This window comes from Clostridiales bacterium FE2011 (assembly GCA_017569305.1).
Taxonomy (GTDB): Bacteria; Bacillota; Clostridia; order Christensenellales; family Aristaeellaceae; genus Aristaeella.
Map to the genome: position 1 here is coordinate 3,486,502 of CP069418.1, position 21,220 is coordinate 3,507,721.

The 21,220-nt window shown below is 52.2% G+C and carries 21 protein-coding genes and 1 tRNA gene; 6 read left to right on the forward strand and 16 right to left on the reverse strand.

Going from position 1 to position 21,220, the window contains the following annotated elements:
• Nucleotides 1–57: 57 nt before the first annotated feature.
• The 16 genes from JRC49_15650 to maf form a co-directional block, all read right to left on the reverse strand.
• Nucleotides 58–585, reverse strand: a complete 528-nt coding sequence (locus JRC49_15650; protein QTE71188.1) for a hypothetical protein — start codon at nucleotides 583–585, stop codon at nucleotides 58–60.
• 120 nt (nucleotides 586–705) lie between these two features.
• Nucleotides 706–1,839, reverse strand: a complete 1,134-nt coding sequence (gene aepY / locus JRC49_15655) for a phosphonopyruvate decarboxylase (protein ID QTE72904.1) — start codon at nucleotides 1,837–1,839, stop codon at nucleotides 706–708.
• Between the two features lie 9 nt (nucleotides 1,840–1,848).
• The gene (locus JRC49_15660) at nucleotides 1,849–2,985 is read right to left on the reverse strand and encodes a CapA family protein (protein QTE71189.1); all 1,137 of its coding nucleotides are present in this window, start codon (nucleotides 2,983–2,985) and stop codon (nucleotides 1,849–1,851) included.
• A gap of 20 nt (nucleotides 2,986–3,005) precedes the next feature.
• Nucleotides 3,006–4,187, reverse strand: a complete 1,182-nt coding sequence (locus tag JRC49_15665; protein ID QTE71190.1) for an aminotransferase class I/II-fold pyridoxal phosphate-dependent enzyme — start codon at nucleotides 4,185–4,187, stop codon at nucleotides 3,006–3,008.
• On the reverse strand, nucleotides 4,184–4,675 hold the full coding sequence (locus tag JRC49_15670) for an Lrp/AsnC family transcriptional regulator (protein QTE71191.1): 492 nt from the start codon (nucleotides 4,673–4,675) through the stop codon (nucleotides 4,184–4,186). The genes JRC49_15665 and JRC49_15670 overlap by 4 nt, the downstream gene beginning before the upstream one ends.
• A 141-nt stretch (nucleotides 4,676–4,816) precedes the next feature.
• Nucleotides 4,817–4,890 (reverse strand) — tRNA-Pro (locus JRC49_15675).
• 136 nt (nucleotides 4,891–5,026) lie between these two features.
• Nucleotides 5,027–5,344, reverse strand: coding sequence for a hypothetical protein (locus JRC49_15680; protein ID QTE71192.1), 318 nt, complete (start codon nucleotides 5,342–5,344; stop codon nucleotides 5,027–5,029).
• Entirely contained in the window at nucleotides 5,341–5,691 is a 351-nt protein-coding gene (locus tag JRC49_15685) for a hypothetical protein (protein ID QTE71193.1), read from the reverse strand. The genes JRC49_15680 and JRC49_15685 overlap by 4 nt, the downstream gene beginning before the upstream one ends.
• Nucleotides 5,692–5,710: 19 nt before the next feature.
• Nucleotides 5,711–6,709, reverse strand: a complete 999-nt coding sequence (locus JRC49_15690) for an alpha/beta hydrolase (GenBank protein QTE71194.1) — start codon at nucleotides 6,707–6,709, stop codon at nucleotides 5,711–5,713.
• Nucleotides 6,710–6,741: 32 nt separating this feature from the next.
• Nucleotides 6,742–7,965, reverse strand: coding sequence for a rod shape-determining protein RodA (locus JRC49_15695; GenBank protein QTE71195.1), 1,224 nt, complete (start codon nucleotides 7,963–7,965; stop codon nucleotides 6,742–6,744).
• Complete coding sequence (gene minD, locus JRC49_15700; GenBank protein ID QTE71196.1) at nucleotides 7,952–8,770, reverse strand: septum site-determining protein MinD; 819 nt, start codon at nucleotides 8,768–8,770, stop codon at nucleotides 7,952–7,954. Before minD ends, JRC49_15695 begins: the two co-directional genes overlap by 14 nt.
• A gap of 19 nt (nucleotides 8,771–8,789) precedes the next feature.
• Nucleotides 8,790–11,420 (reverse strand): hypothetical protein, encoded by a 2,631-nt coding sequence (locus JRC49_15705; protein ID QTE71197.1) that lies wholly within the window; start codon nucleotides 11,418–11,420, stop codon nucleotides 8,790–8,792.
• A gap of 32 nt (nucleotides 11,421–11,452) precedes the next feature.
• On the reverse strand, nucleotides 11,453–12,067 hold the full coding sequence (locus JRC49_15710) for a hypothetical protein (GenBank protein QTE71198.1): 615 nt from the start codon (nucleotides 12,065–12,067) through the stop codon (nucleotides 11,453–11,455).
• A gap of 3 nt (nucleotides 12,068–12,070) precedes the next feature.
• Nucleotides 12,071–13,624: a rod shape-determining protein MreC gene (gene mreC / locus JRC49_15715; protein ID QTE71199.1), complete on the reverse strand. Its 1,554-nt coding sequence runs from the start codon at nucleotides 13,622–13,624 to the stop codon at nucleotides 12,071–12,073.
• A gap of 34 nt (nucleotides 13,625–13,658) precedes the next feature.
• Entirely contained in the window at nucleotides 13,659–14,687 is a 1,029-nt protein-coding gene (locus tag JRC49_15720; protein QTE71200.1) for a rod shape-determining protein, read from the reverse strand.
• Nucleotides 14,688–14,704: 17 nt separating this feature from the next.
• The gene (maf, locus tag JRC49_15725; protein QTE71201.1) at nucleotides 14,705–15,295 is read right to left on the reverse strand and encodes a septum formation protein Maf; all 591 of its coding nucleotides are present in this window, start codon (nucleotides 15,293–15,295) and stop codon (nucleotides 14,705–14,707) included.
• 137 nt (nucleotides 15,296–15,432) lie between these two features.
• Here maf and JRC49_15730 point away from each other — a divergent pair, with 137 nt between their 5' ends.
• The 6 genes from JRC49_15730 to alr are packed head-to-tail and all read left to right on the forward strand — an operon-like array spanning nucleotide 15,433 to nucleotide 21,220.
• Nucleotides 15,433–15,705 carry an ACT domain-containing protein gene (locus JRC49_15730; protein ID QTE71202.1) on the forward strand — a complete coding sequence of 91 codons (273 nt, stop codon included), beginning with the start codon at nucleotides 15,433–15,435 and terminating at the stop codon, nucleotides 15,703–15,705.
• Nucleotides 15,706–15,721: 16 nt separating this feature from the next.
• On the forward strand, nucleotides 15,722–17,068 hold the full coding sequence (locus JRC49_15735; protein QTE71203.1) for a PFL family protein: 1,347 nt from the start codon (nucleotides 15,722–15,724) through the stop codon (nucleotides 17,066–17,068).
• Nucleotides 17,069–17,087: 19 nt separating this feature from the next.
• Nucleotides 17,088–18,356 carry a GTPase ObgE gene (gene obgE, locus JRC49_15740; GenBank protein QTE71204.1) on the forward strand — a complete coding sequence of 423 codons (1,269 nt, stop codon included), beginning with the start codon at nucleotides 17,088–17,090 and terminating at the stop codon, nucleotides 18,354–18,356.
• 23 nt (nucleotides 18,357–18,379) lie between these two features.
• Entirely contained in the window at nucleotides 18,380–18,667 is a 288-nt protein-coding gene (locus JRC49_15745; GenBank protein QTE71205.1) for a YhbY family RNA-binding protein, read from the forward strand.
• 17 nt (nucleotides 18,668–18,684) lie between these two features.
• Nucleotides 18,685–20,124, forward strand: coding sequence for a UDP-N-acetylmuramate--L-alanine ligase (murC, locus tag JRC49_15750; GenBank protein QTE71206.1), 1,440 nt, complete (start codon nucleotides 18,685–18,687; stop codon nucleotides 20,122–20,124).
• A 22-nt stretch (nucleotides 20,125–20,146) separates the two neighbouring features.
• Nucleotides 20,147–21,220, forward strand: coding sequence for an alanine racemase (gene alr / locus JRC49_15755; GenBank protein QTE71207.1), 1,074 nt, complete (start codon nucleotides 20,147–20,149; stop codon nucleotides 21,218–21,220).

Here is a 21,220-nt window from a genome sequence, read left to right on the forward strand (position 1 = left end):
AATGTTGCTTCCCTTCAATCAAAATAAAAAAGCGTACCATCCGGTACGCGTGGAATATCAGATTACGCCTTGTCTTCCGGAAGAATAGAGCTGTCCTTTACGGAAAGGATGGATCTTTTCCGTATCCCAGGTAAAACCGTCGAGGGTCATACGGATCCCGTTTTCCGCGAGCAGGTTGGCCACATCCTCAAAGAGCACATAGAGATGACGGGCGAAGAAACCGGCCTGGGAACCGGCGGGCTGACACAGCAGGTCATTGATGCCCCAGACGCGGATCGGATCATAGCCGTCAAAGGCGAAGGAAGAAGCGTAAGGGGTAATACTGGCGCCCCGGAGATCACAGGGGGTATCACCAAGCCAGCTGCCGGCATTGCGGAGAAGACCGTAAAAGCACTGGATCACACGAACCGGGAGGGAAAAACACAGCTCATCAATAAAAGAACCGTCCACCCGGTAGGTGCTGAAGGAGAGAATACGGTTTTCATAAAGGATGACGCAGAAACCGCCGTCCATGGCGCGCTGATCCTGCAGGAGGGGACGGAATTTGTACTGAAAGACAGGTTTGCTGCCGTAACCGGCAATCATTCCGCATACACCTCCTGAATCATCACTTTATACTTTATAATATCTAAATATATGATTCAGGTCAATAAGTTTCCACTACATGTTGTAGTCAAATTTGTGAATTTTTTGTAATATTTTGGACTATTTCTGCAGAAAGCTCATGAAAGCATCCCGGTTCTCCACAGGCGTCGTCGTGGGACGTCCCAGATCCGAACGAGAGCCGCAGGCACACCTGACTTCAATGAGGACAGGTCCGGCCGCACCGGGTAGAGACTCTTTCAGAATGGACTGCAGGGCCTCTTCTGAATCCGCAGAAAAAACTGATGGATAACCGGCCGCCGACGCCAGCGCAGGAATATTCATGCTGCTGCCGCAGACAGGCATGCCTCCCACGGTCTCGTGGGCGCCGTTATTGATAATAACGTGAACCAGATTGGACGGAAGGCGTTTTCCGATGACCGGGAGGGCACCCAGGTGCATGAGGCTGGCACCGTCGCCATCCAGGCACCAGACTTTTCTCCCCGGTTTTTCCACAGCAATCCGCAAGGCAATCATCGCGGCATGCCCCATGGAACCGACGGTCAGGAAATCACGGGAATGATCTTCTCCCCTTGATTCACGCAGTTCAAAGATTTCACGGGAAAGTTTGCCCGTTGTGGACACAAACACGTCATCAGGACCGGAAGCAGAAAGAATGATTCCGGCTGCCGTTTCCCGCGACATCCGGTATTGATTGCCGTATTCCGGTTTGCAGTCGGACTGTAGCGCCCCTTTCCTGACCACAATGGCGGCGGTTTTTCCGCGGCTCATCTCTGCAAGGAGTTCATTGAAACCGCAAAGGAAAGCTTCATCTGAAGTATCGGTAGAAAGAATCCTGTAAGGAATGCCCAGGATGTCCAGTTGTTCCAGGGTCACAACGCCCTGCTTTTTATGCTGCGGTTCATCCTTGACACCAGGTTCCCCCCGCCAGCCCACAACCAGCAGGCAGGGAAGGGCATAAACCTCAGGATCCATCAGGGAGGCCAGGGGATTAACCGCATTGCCGAGTCCGCTGTTCTGCATATAACAGAGACCGGGACGGCCGGAAGCCAGGTAATGCCCGGCGCATAAAGCAATTGCTCCGCCCTCATTATGGGCGACAACATGACTGTCACTGTCTGTGCCGTAACGGGCATAAAGCTCATTGCAAAGTGCTTTCAGGAGTGAATCCGGCACGCCGGTAAAGAAATCAATACAGGCTTTCTGACAGGCATCCAGAAGAACAGAAACATGCATAGAAGCCACTCAATCCTTCCAGTCGAGAGGATAGTCGGAAACAGCATAATCCAGGTATTTCCTGCCGTTATCCTTCAGGGTATTGATGATTCCTTCCTTCTTCATATCATCGGTAATCGGTGTGGGCGTGTAGTTGTTCCGGTCCTTAATGGACGTAATACGGATCGGAATGATCCGGAAGCCGAGGTTGGAGGCTTCCTGGGTGTTCTTATCCACAAGGAAGCGGGTCTGGAAAATATAAGAGTTCATATCATCCGGCTTGTCGTTGCCGGAGAAACAGAAATTGCCCAGGGAATAACAGATATATACGCCGTTATACAGCTCAATGGGATTGATGCGGTGGGAATGATGGCCGATGACGAGATCAGCGCCGCTGTCTACGGCAAGCCGGCCCATTTTGATCTGGTTCTGGGTGGGACTGTAGTCCTTTTCACGGCCCCAGTGGAACGATACGATCACGATGGGATACTTTTCCTTGGTTGACTTTATGTCTGCAGCCACCTTGTCATACAGATTGTCATATCCGCCAGCCTGTGGTTTATCGTAACGATCTATGCAAAGGTAGCTCAGCATTGCGATCTGGATACCGTTGACATAGAAGACACCGATTTCTTCTGAATTAGAGTATACAACTCCGGCGTTCCGGAGTGTATCCTTGGTGTCCTCGTATCCTTCCTGGCCATGATCCATGACATGGTTGTTTTCCAGGCTGACCGCCTCAACGGAATTATCTGTCAGCACATTCACATAGGAAGGGGCAATGTTGAACAGGAAACTGTTTCCCTTTTTGTTATCCGGTACGTATTTCGTTTCAGTAAAGGTACCCTCAAAATTGACCAGGGTCATGGTATCGTTTTTAAAGATATCCCGGACATTGGCCATGGTGAAGTTGATATTGTTATCGTTTTTCTCCAGTTCGGAATAAAACTTTTTGCCCTTTTTGTGATAATTATCCCCGCCGATGGTAAAATCCCCGGTGCAGGTAACGGTGATAATCGTATTGCCGTTGCTGTCCAGCTGATAGGTGGAGCTTTCCTCCTCGGTAAGATCGATGACTTCTTCAATATCCAGTTCATCCTCAGCCCGGACACAGGCAGGCAGAAGCAGCAATACGGACAGAAACAGCGCGGCTATTTTTCTGAACATTTGATAATCCTCCAGGTTATTCAGGAACGGGAAGCGACAAAATCCGCAATCCGCTCCAGGGCAACGTTGATCTTATCAACGGCTGTCGCGTAACAGCAGCGAATATGGCCTTCTCCGGAAATACCGAAAGCGTTGCCGGGAACAGCGGCGACGTTCTTTTCCTTCAGAAGCTCGGAACAGAATTCCTCACTGGTCAGGCCGGTGCGCTGGATAGAGGGGAAGACATAGAAAGCACCGTAAGGCTCAAAGCATTCCAGCCCCATTTCCCTGAAAGCAGTGACCATCAGCCTGCGGCGGCGGTCATAGCTTTCCCTCATGGCAGTTACGGACTCATAATTGTTTTCCCGGCCGATCCGGAGAGCGGCGGTGGCAGCCACCTGGCCCTGACGTGGCGCGCACATGATGGCATACTGATGAATCTTGTTCATGACCGTGATGATCTCTTCCGGACCGCAGGCATAGCCGACCCGCCATCCCGTCATGGCAAAGGATTTGCTGAAGCCGTTGATTGTAATCGTCCGCTCCATCATGCCCGGCACAGAAGCGAAGGCAGTATGGGTATGCCCGTCGTAAACAAGCTCAGAATAGATTTCATCCGAAATGACCAGCAGATCATGATCACGGATAACCCGGGCAACAGCTTCCAGGTCTTCCTTTTCCATGATGGCGCCGGTCGGGTTGTTTGGATAAGGCAGGATCAGCAGCTTGGACTTTGGGGTGATTTTTTTCTCCAGCGCTTCAGCCTTCAGACGGAAATCATCTTCCTGACGGGTTTCAACCGGAACGGGAACGCCGCCGGCAAAAATAACGCCGGGCGCATAGGAAACATAGCTGGGATCGGGAACCAGGACTTCGTCTCCTTCTGTAATCAGGGCGCGCAAAGCCACATCGATTGCTTCAGAAGCACCGATGGTGACCAGTATTTCAGTTTCAGGATGATAGGAAATATTGTACCTGCCGGACAGATAAAGGGAAATTTCATTGCGAAGCTCAATCAGGCCGCGGTTCCCGGTGTACTGGGTTTCACCGTCAAGCAGGGAGTTGATCGCAGCGTCACGGAACAGATACGGGGTTTTAAAATCGGGTTCACCGACACCCAGGGAGATGGCATCCTTCCGGGAAGCGGCGAGATCAAAAAAACGCCGGATACCGCTGGGCGGTACAGCAGCAATCCTGCTGTTCAGATACTGGTCGTAGTTCACGGTGAGATCACCAGCCTGTGATCGGCATCATCGGTTTCGAAAACGACGCCTTCTTCTTTATATCTTTTCAGCACAAAGCTGGTCGCCGTGCCGGTGACCGTTTCAAGCGGGGAAAGCTTGGAAGCGACAAAGGCCGCCAGCTCCTTCAGTGTACGGGCTTCCACAAGAACGAGAAGATCGTAGGAACCGGACATCAGGTACACGCTTTTGACCTCATCAAAGCGATAAATCCGGCGGGCGATCGCGTCAAAACCCATGTCTCGCTGGGGCGTGACACGCACTTCGATCATAGCTTCCACACGTTCACGATCAGTACGGTCCCAGTTGATCATGGGGCTGTAACGAAGAATAATCTTCCGGTTTTCGAGATCTTCTATTGCAGATGCAACCTCTTCCAGGGAGGCTCCGGTCATAATGGCCATCTTTTCAAGGGGAATACGGCAGTCTTCCTTAAGAATATCAAGGAGGGATGCTTCGAGTTTCGTCATTTTCTGATGCTTCCTTTCCTGAATATAAAAACACAGATATTTTACATCATTCACAGGGACATGACAAGCGAGAAACAGGGAAGGTACCGTACGGACATAAAGGTATAAAAAAACTTCCTGATTTTCATCAGGAAGTAAAAGTCTGGGTGAGAGGATTCGAACCTCCGGCCTCTTGAACCCCATTCAAGCACGCTACCAAACTGCGCCACACCCAGATAATCCACATTGCCGTCCCGTTTGTTCCGACAACGTCGATTACTATATCACGCGTATCAGGCGATGTCAATAGTTTTTTGATCATCTGCCTGCGAAAAAAGCCTGATAAAAGAGAGAGATGAACGGGAAAAGGAATTACTTTGCGCCGTTCTTCAGGGATTCAACCTGAGTACGAAGCTCTTCAACTTCCTGCTGCATGGAAACGGACTGTTCGGCCCATTCTGAAAGAGACTGGCTGGCCTCCTTCAGGTTATTGTTGACGAGTTTCAGGTCGTCCTGAAGCGCCCGTTTATCAGCGTCGATGGCTTCCCAGGTATTCCGGCTTTCCTCAAGACGGAGTTCAACATCCTTCAGCTGAGACCGAAGGCTGAAAAGATTGAGCCCGCAGACCACCATCAGCATAACGGACATGATCAGCGCTATACTCAGGATGATTTTCAGCTGCTTATTCATTGTTCCTGACCCTCCGATCCTGAACCGAGTTTTTCCTCCAGTTCCTTTTTCTCCTGGCGGAGCTGCTTGCGTTCTTCCTTCAGCGCCTTTTTTTCTTCAGCTGCCTGGTCTGCCAGGGGCTGGACGCGGGACAGTTCCTCCTGTGCAGCTGCCAGGGCTTCCACAGTCTCATCATACTCATGCTGCTGTTTTCGTTCACGTCCCTGGCTTGTTTCCAGGCTGACATTCGCGTCCTGCAGTCTGAAACGCATGCTGCTGACGGTGGGAAGATACCAGGCAATAAACAGGACACACAAAAGCATGACGAGTACAAAGAGAACAGGGAAAACAGATTTCCGTCGGTTCATGGCACTTACCCTCCGATATTTAAGAGTGATGACAGTTTGCCTTCAGGAATGTGATAACCTGATTCCACCAGGGGAACAGGACGTCATTGACAGAACGGTAGATTTCATGGCGGGAGCCTGGAACAGATACAAACTGTCCGTTTCTGACCCTGCCGATAAAGGCCTGCTGAGGTTCACGCTCCACGCTGAAGTCTGTTTCCGCAGAGAAAAGGATGACCGGACAGGCAATGCGTTCAGGCGCCCCCGGAGCCAGGATCTGTTCCGTAACATGAATGGCTTCATAGGACCAGCGATAGGACGGGACGCTGTTCCTGAATTCAGTGCGGGCAGCTTTGACATCATCATACCAGGAGAAACGGTCCGGATCAGTGGCGCAGGAAGTGCTGAAGTCCTCCGGCCCGGAATAAGGTTTCATGAAGAAAGGACAGTGTTTGCCGCGGCCCATAAAAGAAGCTATGGAGGAAAGCGCGGAAGCCACCGGAACAGGAACGGAGCGGATATATGGCGCAATCATCGGAGATGAAAAAACAGCGCCTGCGACGTCATGATTTCCACGCTCCAGGAAGAGAGACGCAACGGCGCCGCCCATAGAATGCGCAAACAGGAAACAGGGAGAAGGCATACTCTTCCTGTATGTATCATATATGATCTGCAGATCTTCCACATATTCCGAAAAATGATCCACATGGGTTACAGAAATATCCGGAATCCCGTCCGCCCTCCAGGAACGACCATGACCGCGCTGGTCATAAGCCACGACAGAAAAGCCCTGATGCAGCAGGGAAAAGATCAATTCAGAATATTTCAGCGCGTTTTCAGTAAAACCATGGACAATGAAAACCGTGCCGACAGGATGCTCCGCCTGGTAAGAAACGCAGTACAGGGGCCGGTTTTCAAAGCCGGGAACGACAGAAACACTGCCCCTGGACTCAAGCCAGGGCAGGACGGTTCCGTTTATGACCCGGCTGTAGGATGAACCGGCCTGAACAAGATATTCCTCGTTGAAATCGCCCGCCATGTGACCGCCTCCTGTCTGTGACTGAAATTTCATCAGTAGGATTTTGTCTTAAAGCGTTTGTGGATACGATAAGGATTATAGAATGTCTGGGGAGTGCTGACAGAAACGTTCAGGGAACGATTCCGGGTCGCATTCAGCACCAGGCCTACACCGCCCATATTTGTCATCATATTGGATCCGCCATAGGACAGGAAAGGCAGCGGAATACCGGTAATCGGCATGAGACCCAGGGTCATGGCAATATTTTCGAGCACATGGAAAAGAAGCATGCCCAGAACACCGATAATGATCATCCGGCCGAATTTATCCCGGGTAAACCAGGCCAGGTAAAGCATACGGAGCAGGATCAGCACATATCCGACAAGAACCGCCACACAGCCTACAAAGCCCCAGGTTTCACCGATGGTGGAATAAATGAAATCCGTCCAGTCCGCCGGCACGTAGTTCAGCTGGGAAATGGCGCCGGTAACGAACATGCCGTTTCCTGTCAGCCCGCCGGATCCGATGGTCATTTTGGACATGGTTTGCTGGTAAGCATCGGAAGAAGAATACACTTCAGGATTCAGCCAGCCGGCAATCCGGGCAAGACGATAGTCTGTTGAATGGGTAAGGGTCATATATCCGTAGATCGCCAGAACCCCCAGGATGGCAAGGGCAGCGAGAATCGAAAGCGTCTTCAGGGAAACATTCGCGAAATACATCATCACGGCAAACATGAAGATAATAACGAGCAGGGAGCCTGTTTCACCCTGAAGCAGGATCACAACGCCGGGAATGATGACGATCATGAAGATATGAATAAAGGACTTGGAATCGGACATGGGACTGTCCTGCCTGGAGAAGTTTTTGGCAAGCACCAGGATCATAGCCAGCTTCATGAATTCCGAAGGCTGAATGGTGTAGCCCCACAAGGTATCAAGCCAGGCTTTAACGCCCTGGGCCCGGTTAAAAATCGTAGTGACAGACAGCAGGATAAAAGCCGCCCAGTAGAACCATTCCGCACGGCGTCTGAGGATATCGTAAGGGAAGGCCATAATTACGCCGATGACAAGGGGAGCCATCAGGACGAAAAGGCACTGCTTCATCGCGTAGGAAGACTCAATAACATGATTCAGGAACGATGCGTCTTCAGCGGAATTGGGAGAATAGGTAGCAACACAGACAGCAACGATTCCGAAAAGAGCCATGGCAAAAACAAGCGCGATCAGAACACCGTCCACATGTGCACGGGCATGACGGTTTTCAGTGATCGTCAAGCGGAATCACCTCCTTGACAGAACGGGAGAAAATACGCTGCAGGAAAGATTGTTTTTTGCAGCCGTACATGGGAAAAGACGGAGCACCGCCCCGAAGGCGGGATGCGATCCGAAGGATTGCATTCCGGGCTTCACAGTCGTAAGCAATAAAAAGGGAATGACGCAGCATCGCACGGCTGACCACAGGATCTTCCGGAATCTCTCCAAGCAGGGACAGATCCATTACTTCAGCGACCGTACGGGCAGACATCATTTCACGGGAACGAACCAGATCAGCATCCAGCCGGTTGACAATCAGGCAGGGCCTGCTGAGCTTTTTGGCTTCCATGACCTGGACAGCCCTTTCTCCGCTCCTGACAGAAATATCATCCGGCGTGACAATGAGCAGTACTTCATCCACGCCGGCATTGAGGACATTGCGCAGTCCGCGTTCGATCCCGGCCGGACAGTCTATAAACACATAATCATAGGCTGAACGAAGGGCACTGATGATCTTTGTGAGTTTTTTAGGATCCAGGTTTTTTGCACGCGCAAACTGCGCTGCCGGAAGAAGATAGAGGGAAGGAACAGCTTCGCTTTCAAGGACGGCCTGATCTGCACTGCAGTCCCCGTTGGCCAGATCGATGAGATCATAAACAATCCGGTTTTCCATGCCGAGCAGCGCGTCCTGTGAGCGCAGGCCGATATCGGCGTCCACAATTACAACCCGGTTTCCGGCATGGGCAAGGGCTGCAGCGAGGTTTGCGGTGACGGTAGACTTGCCGACGCCGCCTTTTCCGGAAGCAACAGCATAACAATGAGACATATCTTCCTCCGTTTACCGGTTACGGCGACAGCATATTGCCGTAAGGCAGTGTGATTTCAACTTCACGCAGATCCTTCTGGTTCATATACCATTCGATAAACTCTTTCGGGGCGTGACAGGATTCTGAACCGGAATAACCGTTGGGGATAAAGCAGGCGATGGCTATTTCAGGATTTTCATAGGGTACGAAGCACACGAACCAGGAGTTGTTCTCCAGGTCGATGGAGGTAACCTGGGCGGTTCCTGTTTTCGCGGCAATCTGCTTCTGATAAGGCCAGTTCCTGAAATATTTACCTGCCGTACCGGATTCGTCAGCAACGCCCTGCATGCCTTCATGGATAAGGTGCATATATTTGTCCGCGTTTGGAATGGTATTGATCAGGGAAGGTTCACGCTGGGACAGGATTTCACCGTCCGGGGAGGTAATGTTGTCAATCAGGGAGACGTTGTACAGTTTACCGCCGTTGGCTACAGTGGCCACGTAACGGGCAACGGCAATGGGGGTAAGCACGGTAACGGACTGGCCGATACCGGTCAGGATGGTCTGGCCGCCGCCCCACTTGATGTCGTTCATGTAATTGTAGGTATCACCGATGACGGACTGAAGATAAACCATTTCCTTGCTCATGTTCAGTTCTTCCATGAGGATGGTACGCATGCTGTCCAGCCAGTCGCTTTCATTGGTCCTGACAGCCATGTCCATGAGCTTTTTCGCGCATACTGACAGACGCTCATCATCATAATAGATATCCCGGAAACCGCCGCAGTTGCGCAGGTGCTTCTTGATGGAGTTGAAAACGATGATGGGCAGGGACGTATCCTGGTTTGCCTCATTGACGGGACGATCCGGGTCATAAAGGGTTCTCTGGCTTCCGACGACGGAGCGGACTTCACCGGGCAGGTCGATGCCGGTCCGGCTGGTGAGGCCGAACAGGTTGGCGTAACGGTACAACTGTTCTTCACCAATACGGTCAGATAATTCATAGAAGAAATAATTGCAGGAGTGCTCCAGTCCGTCCTGAATCGTCTGGTTGGCATGCTGCCACCGGGCGTTTTTGCTGATCCAGCATTTCGGCGCGGTGGAAAGGTCCTTATTGTACTTGGTGAAATAACCTTCATCCGTGATCATTTCATCTTCAGCCAATTTTCCTTCGGACAGAGCGCCCATGGCTGTCACCATCTTGAAAATGGATCCGGGCGTTCCGCGGGCATGGATCCCGTAATTCAGGAGGACGTTTCGTTCATCCCCCAGGATTTCCATGGCCTCATCACCGCCGGCAACCAGGGCATTCAGGTCATAGGTGGGATAATTGGCCAGGGCCAGGACACGGCACTGCATATCCAGCACGATGAGGCAGCCGTGTTCAGCCAAGGCCAGGGGATACTTGTTCCAGTCCCGCTTATGGATATCTTTTTTGTTATCTTCCTTCCATTTTTCGGTTTCAAGCTTCTTTTCCTGAAGATCACGGACCTTATTGACGTTGTTCCTGATACATCTTTCAGCCTCAGCCTGATAGGCGGCATTGAGGGTAAGCTTAACGTTGTTGCCGTCCTGGGGGTCTACTTTCAGCTCTTCAAATTCACGGACGATCCGGGACATCTGGTCCCGCTCCACGACGCGCTGGCCCTTGCGCACAGAGGAATTCTGCGTCAGCCAGTCCTCCATGGAGTATTCGATGCCGTCACGGCCGATGGTATCGTTATAGGAATAACCTTTGGCCTGAAGGTTCAGCCAGGTGGCCCGGGAAGGAATAGCCCCGGTATAACCGATGATCTGGCAGGCCAGCGTGTGACGGGGATAAACACGCTTGGTACCGATTTCAATACTCATACCCGGCAGCATCATGGCACGGGTTTCAATTTCAATAACGGTTTCGTATTTAACGTCCTTGGCAATGACAATGGGCTGGGAGTTGAAGATATTCATCTGCATTTCCGAATATATGGCCATGACCTTGAGCATGGTTTCCTCGGAAATGTCTTCTTCCAGATTATATAATTCCCTGACATCGCCATCCAACTGATACCGCTTTTTCAGCGCTTCAATACACTGCTGCGGTGTGCCGTACTTGGTTTTATTAGTCAGGTAGTTATTGGAACGCCACTGGCGCTGACGAGTATCCAGGACAGACTCGGAGACACCGCTGCCAAAATGGAATTCCCACTCTCCGACAGGAACTTCCGGATTGGGATCAATGATCTCTGTGACCACATTCCCGTCCTTGTCTTTGACAATAGCGCCATTCTCGTCTTTTACCGGGGTTTCCTTCAGTTCCGGCTTACGCCGGATGACAAAGGAAACGTCAATGGTTCCGCCGTTTTTCTCCACTATTTTTATTGTTTCGAGAATAGAGGCTGTATATTTTTGGTACAGCGCCTTGGAATTGGCGGAAGCATCCTTCTGAAAGGTCACATTATATATGTTCTCATCCGCAGCCATGAGCACGGAATCAGAGGTGGTAATGTTGCCGCGTTTGCCGCGAAGGGCGATGGTTTTTGTCCTGGTATCCTGGGCTTTTTCAAGCAGTTCATCAGTCTGATCCAGCTGAAGCCTTACAAGACCTGAAACAAGCCAGGTAAAAATACCGAAAATAACAACCAGAAAAGCAGCATAACGCCAGAATTCAGGAGTTTTCTTTTTCTTTTCCATTCATTACGCTCCTTTCACAATTAGATTACCGGTCAGTTTTTACTGAAGACGACCGGTGCGCTTTTCAGAACGAGAGTGCTGGATTTTTTGCCGAGGATCAGGCGGCGGAGAGGTACCAGCAGGATAAGGCAGAGCAGGGAAGTCAGCAGCACATTGCCGACGCTTTTCAGGATATGCATAAAAGTCAGCGCGTTACCGCCGATATAGATGTAGGTCAGATTGATCACTTCATAAACCAGGGTGTTCAGCGCGGTGCAGAGAACCGTACGCTGCCAGGCGGGCATTTCCTTTTTCTTTTTGTTGGTTGCCCGTTCATATTCCAGTGTTTTCAGCGGTTTATCCGCAAAAGCAAAGGAACAGAAAAGGGTAGAGACAGGATACATGGCCAGATTCACAAACGTTACGGAGGGCAGCATAATCTCCATCAGCAGGCCGTAAATCACGCCGACCCAGAATGCCCTCAGTTTACCGTAAGCGACAGTCACAATCCCGATGACAACAAAAAGCAGGTTCGGGGAGATGCCGAAGGGACGGATATAGGGCATAATACAGACTTCACAGAGATAACCGAAGACCGTAATCAATGCAAAAGCAGCATAACGGCGGACAAAACCGGTCTGGTATCTTCTGGTGGATACCTTCTGCATTCCTTATTCCTCCTCAAACGTCATATCTTCCGGATCGGGAGTAAAATAAGGCGTGGCCGTGGGGGCAAACGTGGGTGTGGGAGAGGGCGTCGGCTCTCCGCGGATGCTCTTCACGTTATACTCAAGAGGCGTTTCATAGGGTGTCGGATCGGGAGAAGGCGTCGGGACAGGCGTGGGCGAAGGCGTCTCTGTCGGATCAGGCGTAGGTTCAACGGTTTCAGCAGGATTTTCGGAATCCTCACCGTTTTCCTCATCCTCATCATAATTCTCCTCATCGTCTTTCCGGTCAGACAGGAAATCAGAAGCAATTTCCTGGATCGGCGGAACAGGGCGGGCTGTATCCATAGGCGTATATACATCCGTTTGTCTGTTTTCTTCGCGAGCTTCAACCTGCCCGGCCTTCGGCTGATACAGAAGTACGATTACGCGCTCCAGATGCTGGAAATCGGCAGACGGATTCAGGACGATATACTGTTTGTTGGCATCCATGCCGCGGGTACTTTCTTCAACGGTTCCGATCGGGATTCCCTTGGGAAAGGGCATACCGATACCGGAGGTAACCACCAGGTCGCCGGGGCGGGGAAGCGTTTCATCCGGCAGATAATTCATCCAACACTGCGGCTTGCCGGTTATGCCGAGTGTGCCGCGGACAACGCCCTGGTCACGGGTGGACTCAATCAGCGCCGCCACATGAGCGTCGGAATCAATGATCGTGCGAACGGTGGATTTGTTTTTATCAACAGTTTCCACATAACCGATCATGGAATACTGATAAGTGACAGCCATATATTCCTGCACGCCGTCATCCGATCCCTTGTCGATGGTCATGGTGGAGAAGTAATTGGAGTCTGATTTGCCGGTAACACGGGCGACCAGCGGCATCATATCCCTGTTTGCGGCCACTTCTTCCGTCAGATCCTCATACTCGCTGAGCATCTGCTTTAACTGGTCCACCTGCATGGCTTTATAGACAAGTTCCTCGTTTTCCGCGAGAACTTTTTTATATTCTTCTTCGATATTCGCCCGCAGCTTCATGCTCCTGAAATAGCCGAAAACCGTTTCGGTCAGGCCAGAGAAAAAGGACTGGACAGGCGAAACAACAGCGGATATGGCGTTTTCAGGGATATCCAGATAAGGCGTTTTTTCATAGATACGATGGAAAATAAACGCGGCGACAGCTACAAGCAGGGAAAAGGTGACCAGACCGAGAACCAGGCCCCGAAGAACCGGATGAGGTTTGCGGGGTTTCTTGCCGGATTCATAGACGGGCTGCAGGTTTTCATCCAGCTTTATGCCGGAGGAATATACCGTTCCGCGTTCAGGCGCGGCTTCCTCTTCGGAATCGGAACCGGAACGGGAGTCTTTATCCTCTGGTTCCATATCATTCCGGGCAGTCCGCTTTCTCAGCTTACGGACGGCTTCTTCCGGCGTGTCGGAAGAAACCGGATCGGATTCACTGTCCGCAAAAGACTGCCGGGGATCATCATAAATAAAATCATCTGTAACAACAGGACGACGATCGTCCGTTTTACGTTCAAGACGTCTTCTGCCTGCCATAGGCCGGAGCTCACCTCCTTACAATAGAACAGAATTATTTCATGGATGGCCTGGAGCGCTTATCCTGGGGTGTGACCAGCTGGATGTTTTCGGTCAGGTAACCGATGCCGAGAATACAGCAGTCGCCCGGATCACGCGCGAGCAGCACAGGCATACCGAGGCTCTCAGATATAAAACGATCCAAACCAAAAAGTCTTGCACCGTCCCCGGTTAAATGGATACCGCCCTTCATAATATCAGCAGCCAGCTCGGGAGGCGTTCTTTCCAGGACCCAGCGAATGGCTTTAACAATGGCTTTGCAGGGATTTTTCACAGCTTCATAAGCCTGCTCGGACGTAAACTGGACCGTACCGGCAGAGGTGTTCAGCTGATTGACACCGCGGACGTGAATCGTGCGCGGTTCGTCCAGGGGAAGGGCGGCCGCGAGATCTTTTTTGATGTTTTCCGCGGTCTGGTTTCCGATGAGAATATTGCACTCCTTGCGGAGATACTCGGTAATCGCTTCATTAAACTTATTGCCGCCGACCTGGATGCTCTGGGAAACGACCAGGCCGCCGAGGGAAATAACCGCGACGTCAGTCGTACCGGCGCCGATATCAACCACAAGGCTGCCGATCGGATCATAGACAGGCAGGCCGGTACCGATGGCGGAAGCAAAGGGTTTCTCAATGAGGAAAACGCGCCTGGCTCCGGCCATGCGGATGGCTTCCATCAGGGCCTTGCGGTTTACATCATCCATACCGCAGGGGATGGAAATAATAATCCTGGGTTTTCCCAGATAGGAAACGCCGACGGCTTTGCGGATAAAATAGCGGAACATCAGTTCAGCAATATCAAAATCCGCAACCTGTCCGTTCCGGATGGGCGGGACTGCGATCAGCTGATCCGGCGACCTGCCGTACAGAAAACGGGCTTCGTCGCCGACTGCTTTCACGGTGTGCTTGTTTTCCCTGTCCAGAACAACGAGGGTAGGCTCAGAGATGACTATGCCGCGTCCGCGGACATAGACGTTGATATTCTCCGTGCCAAGATCGATACCGATATCAGGTGCCAGAAAAGGCATAATCAATCATCCTTCAATCAATGTGATGGGGTTCCGTCCGCCGCGAGCAGCGGATATCCCGCCTGAAGCAGGAGAGAACGGACAAGATAAAGAGGAAGTCCGATAACGGAGGTGTCAGAACCATCCAGATGGGTAACCCACATGCCTGCACGCCCCTGCAATGCATAGGCACCGGCTTTGTCCATCGGTTCCCCGGAGCGGACATAATCCGCAATTTCCGTATCATCAACGGAAGCAAAGGTCACGTCAGTCCGGTCTGAATCGGTAAAAACACGGCCGTCCGGGGCAATCACCGTAACACCGGTATAGACCTGATGGGTCCGCCCGGAAAGCATACGGAGCATTCTGACAGCGTCCGGAGGATCCACGGGCTTGCCCAGAGCTTCCTCCCGGAAAGAAACAAGGGTATCCGCGGCAAGAATGAAGGATCCGGGGTGTGATTCCGCCGCGGCCTTCGCCTTCCGGATGGAGAGAATTTTCACAGCTTCACCCGCGGGAAGGGGACAGGTTTCATCCACGTCAGGAGCGTCAGTTTCGAACGAAAGACCGATCCGGTTCAGTAATTCGCAGCGGCGCGGAGACCGCGACGCGAGCACGAGGTTTTCCAAATGGGTACTCCTTCCATAATAAACATTAAACCATCGTATTATATCATACCCGTGAATGAAATAAAAGTGAAATTGACAAACGCGCAGGCTGGTTTATATAATGTAGTGATAAATTATTCCGGAGGCGAAAGTTCTTCATGACTAAAGCACTGATTTCCGTTACAGGCCTTGATTCCACTGGTATTATCGCCCGCGTTGCCACCAAACTCAGCGAGATGAACATCAATATTCTCGACATAACCCAGACCATTCTCGGCGGTTACTTTACCATGATGATGGTTGTTGATCTGGACGGTGCTCATTTACGTTTTGAAGAAATCGACCGTGAACTCCAGCCTGTCCGTGACGAACTGAAGATGACCATCCACATGCAGCGGATGGACATATTCGACGCCATGCACCGTATCTGAGGAGGCCTGATATAACATGATAGAAACAGGCGAGATTCTTCAGACAATGCGCATGATCCAGGAGGAGAATTTTGATATCCGCACGATTACGCTGGGCATCAATCTCCTGGATTGTTCTGATTCCGATCCGAAAAAATGCGCGGACCGGGTGTATGACAAAATCTGCCGGGTGGCCAAGGACCTGGTGCACACCGGACAGGAAATCGAGACTGAACTGGGAATTCCGATTGTCAATAAGCGGATCAGCGTAACTCCCGTCAGCATGATTGCCCAGGGAGACCCGAGACCAATCGCCAGGGCACTTGATAAAGCGGCAAGCGAAGTGGGCGTCAATTTCCTTGGCGGCTATTCTGCCCTGATGCATAAAGGCGCCACCGCTGCGGATGAAAGAGTGCTGGCCTCCATTCCGGAAGTACTGAGCGAAACCAATCTGCTCTGCTCCAGCGTCAACGTCGCTTCCACACGGGCGGGCATCAATATGAACGCTGTCCGTGAAATGGGAACCATTATCAAGAAGACTGCGGAACTGACCTCCGATTCAGACGGACTTGGCTGCGCCAAGCTGGTCGTCTTTGCCAACGCCGTGGAAGACAACCCGTTCATGGCAGGCGCGTTCTGCGGAACAGGTGAACCTGAATGTGCCATCAACGTCGGCGTATCCGGTCCCGGCGTTGTGAAAGTCGCGCTGGAAAGCGTACGGAATGAGCCTTTTGACGTCGTGGCTGAGACTATTAAGCGTACCGCTTTCAAGATCACCCGCGTCGGACAGCTAGTGGCCAAGGAGGCCAGCAGGCGGCTGAATATCCCGTTCGGCATTGTGGACCTGAGCCTTGCCCCCACACCGGCACGCGGAGATTCCGTAGCACATATCCTGACCGAGATGGGACTTGAATATGCCGGAGCTCCCGGTACGACGGCCGCACTGGCGCTGCTGAATGACGCAGTGAAAAAGGGCGGCATCATGGCCAGCAACCATGTGGGCGGCCTGAGCGGTGCCTTTATCCCCGTCAGCGAAGATATCGGCATGATTGAAGCTGTTTCTGCCGGCGCACTTTCCCTCGAAAAACTGGAAGCCATGACCTGCGTCTGCTCCGTCGGTCTTGATATGATCGCCATTCCCGGAGACACTTCCGCGGAAACAATCAGCGGTATCATTGCGGATGAAGCAGCTATCGGCATGATCAACAATAAGACAACAGCGGTCCGCGTCATTCCGGCTGTCGGTAAAAAGGCCGGCGATACGGTGGAATTCGGCGGACTGCTTGGACACGCACCGGTAATCCGGGTTAATGAATTCGGCAATGAAGCCTTTATCGCAAGGGGAGGAAGAATTCCCGCCCCCTTACACTCCATGAGAAACTGACCTGACAGAAAGGAAAGCCATGAGCAATTTTGTTGACCGCGTAAAAATCACAGCCAAAGCCGGAAACGGCGGCAATGGATCTGCCTCCTTCCACCGGGAAAAGTTCGTTATCAACGGCGGGCCGGACGGTGGAGACGGCGGCAGCGGCGGAGATATCCTGATCTACGCCGACGTCAATATGCATACGCTGCTGGATTTCCGGTTTAAGAGCAAGTATACCGCTGAAAACGGTGAAGACGGCAAGGCCAACAGATGTACAGGAAAACGCGGAGATGATCTGCTGATCAAAGTGCCGGTAGGCACGGTGATCTATGACGACGCGACGGACCGGGTCATGGCGGACATGGACCAGCCCGGTGAAACACGGCTCCTGCTCAAGGGCGGCAAAGGCGGATGGGGAAACCAGCATTTCGCGACGCCGACCCGCCAGGCTCCCAATTTTGCCAAACCGGGCGTCAGGACCGAGGTACGTACACTTCGGCTGGAGCTGAAAACCATTGCGGACGTTGGCCTGATCGGATACCCGAACGTCGGAAAAAGCTCCATTCTGAGCGTTGTTACCAGCGCCAGGCCCAAGGTCGGCAACTATCACTTTACAACCCTGACTCCGAACCTGGGGATTGTGCGCCGTTTCGGAAAGGATATTGTCCTTGCCGATATTCCCGGACTGATTGAAGGCGCTGCGGAAGGTGCCGGACTGGGACATGATTTCCTGCGGCATGTGGAAAGAACACGGCTGCTTCTCCACGTTGTGGACGTTTCCGGCAGCGAAGGACGTGATCCGGTGGATGATCTCGATCAGATCAACTCGGAACTGGACCGGTACGGCAATCTTTCCGAAAAACCCCAGATTATTGTGTGCAACAAGACAGACCTGCCCGGAGCGGAAGAAAACCTGAAACGAATCCGCGTACTGGCTGAAGGAATGGGTGTACCGGTTTTCGCAGTCAGCGCGGCTACCCACCAGGGATTTGATGAACTGCTGGATGAAACCGCCCGGCAGCTTGAATCCCTGCCGCCGGTTCTTCATTATCATGAGGAAGAGATTCCTGAAGAGAAGGAAGATCCGGACGCCTTCGAGGTTACGGAAGAAAAAGGAATCTATATTGTTTCCGGACCCGGAATGGACCGCCTGATCCAAAGCGTGAATTTTGAGGACCAGGAAAGCCTGAACTGGTTCCACAGAACGCTGCGGCGGCTCGGCGTGATCGACGCGCTGAAAGAAGCCGGAGCAAAAGAAGGCTCAACCGTCCAGATTGCGGATATGGAATTTGACTTTATTGAATAAGAATCTATACGGAGGCGAAAAAGATGACCGGAAAGCAGAGAGCCGCACTGAGAAAAATGGCCAACGGGCTTGATACGATCCTGTATATTGGAAAAGAAGGCGTTACAGACAGCGTGGTCAAGGAAACCTATGACGCGCTGGAAGCCCGTGAGCTGATCAAGGGTTGTGTTCAGCAGGGTGCGCCCCTGGACGCAAAGACAGCCCTGACGATCCTGTGTGAAAAAACAGGTGCCGAGCCCATCCAGTTTATCGGACGCAGGTTTGTGATGTACCGTCCGAGCAGGGAAAATCCCAGAATTACGATCGAATAATACAGGGAGCGTTCAGGATGAAAGCAGCGCATATCAGGGAATACCCGGGCGGCCGCATCCATATGATCGGAATCGGCGGGAGCAGCATGAGCGGCCTGGCTGAAATGCTTATTGACCAGCATTATCAGGTGACCGGCAGCGACAGGGATGAAACCTATCTGGTTCATTACGTCAGGGAAAAAAACGCGGAAGTCCATATCGGTCACAAAGCTGAAAATGTGCATGGTGCTGATCTCGTTGTATACACCGCCGCCATCCCCGCAGACAACCCTGAAAGAAAAGAAGCAGAGAGGCTCGGGATCCCCTGCATTGAGCGCGCTGAACTGCTGGGACAGCTGATGGAAGGATACCCGTATTCTGTCGGAATCTGCGGGGCACACGGTAAGACTACCGTGACGTCCATGCTGAGCCAGATCCTGCTTGAAAACCATATGGACCCCAGCATCGCCATCGGCGGCAGGCTGGACGCTGTGGGCGGAAGCACACGTATCGGCCATAACGGCATCTTTGTTGCTGAAGCCTGCGAATACAACAGAAGCTTCCTTCATCTGTCACCTACGGTGGCCGTGGTGCTGAATATCGACGCTGACCACCTGGACTGTTACCGCGATATAGACGAAATTGAAGAAACTTTCGGGAAATATCTGGCCCTTGTGCCCGAAAACGGCGTTGCCATCGGCAACGGCGATGATGAGAGGATCAGAAGGCTGTTCAGCGTACTGAAATGCAGGACAATCACCTTCGGATTCGGCAAAAACAATGACTGGTATCCGGAAAACTTGACTGAGGATGAGCACGGTTACGCTTCTTTTGAACTGTTTTACAAAGGAAATCATGCCGCTTTTGTCAGGATGGGTGTCCCCGGAGCCTTCAATGTCATGAACGGTATGGCCGCGATCGCAACGTCGGTTTATCTTGGGCTGGAAGCGGACAAAGCTGCAGAGACCCTGACGCGTTTTGTCGGCGCACACAGAAGGTTTGAGCTCACGGACAGGATTGACGATGTGGATATCTATCATGATTACGGCCATAATCCCACTGAGATGAAAAACGCCCTGTCCATTGCCAGGAAAAACTGCAGGGGCAGACTCTGGGCCGTGATGCAGCCGCATACCTTCAGCCGGGTACGCACGCTGTTCGACCAGTACCTGACGTGTACAAAAACAGCAGATTATACGCTTGTAACCGATATCTGCGCGGCGCGGGAACCGGATCCGGGCGACCTGAACAGCGGCATGCTTGTGGACGGCATGCGCCGGAACGGAATAGACGCCGTATGGACGCCTTCCTTTGACGACACGGAGACCTACCTGAAAGCCCACTGGAAGCCCGGAGATCTCGTACTCACCATGGGCTGCGGAGATATCAATCTGCTGAATGACCAGATCCACCGTCATTATCTGGAGGAGCAGGGAAAGGGAAAGCGTCATGATTCCGAGAAACAGGAGGATTGTTGATCTTTCCGCCATTGAACATAATATGAGGCTGATCAGGAATGCTGTTCCGAAGCCTGTAAAAGTACTGGCAGTGGTCAAAGCGGACGGATACGGACACGGTGCCGTACAGACCGCCCGGGCTGCGATTGCGGGAGGAGCCGATATGCTTGCAGTTGCCGCTGTGAGCGAGGGCGCCGAACTTCGGGAAGCCGGCATAATCCTGCCGATCCTCGTCCTTGGCGCAGTAACTGCCTATGACGTCGCCGACGGTGTCCGATACAATCTAACACAGACTGTATGTTCTCCTGAGATGGCGGAACTCTGTGAGAAAGCAGCCGCCGGACAAAACAAACAGACCGAAGTCCATTTAAAAATAGACACCGGTATGGGCAGAATCGGCGTACGGCATGAATACGAAAGGGACCGGATCCTGGAAACCCTGCGTTCCTGTCCTCATGTTCATCTGACAGGAGTATTCACCCATTTCTCAGACGCAGACGGCGATGAGGACGGAATCCGATATACCCATGAACAGTATGAACGTTTTCTCCGGATGATCGAACCGCTTCCGAAAGGAATTATCCGCCACTGCTGCAACTCCGCCGCCATTCACAGATTTCCGGAGATGGCGCTGGATATGGTGCGGGCAGGAATCAGCCTCTACGGCTATCCTCCGGTGCCTGACACCTTAGGACTTACGCCTTGTATGGCATGGACAGCAGCCGTCAGCTACGTCAAGGAACTGGACGCCGACGCCTGCGTCAGCTACGGCCGGAAGTACAGAAGCGAAAAGCCCATCAGGACGGCCACTGTGACCTGCGGTTACGCGGATGGATATCACAGGGCATGCTGGGAAAAAGGATATGTGCTGATTCACGGCCAGAAGGCAAAAATCCTTGGAAGAGTCTGCATGGACCAGCTTGTTGCCGATATCAGCGGGATTGAAAACGTCCGGCCGGGAGAGGAAGCAGTACTGATGGGGAAAAGCGGGAATGAATGCATTACCGCTGAAGACCTGGCAGGATGGGCGGGGACAATCAGTTACGAAATCCTGTGCAGTTCCGCCGGAAGAGTTGAACGCGTTTATACCGAAAGCATTACAGAACGGAGCAAATGA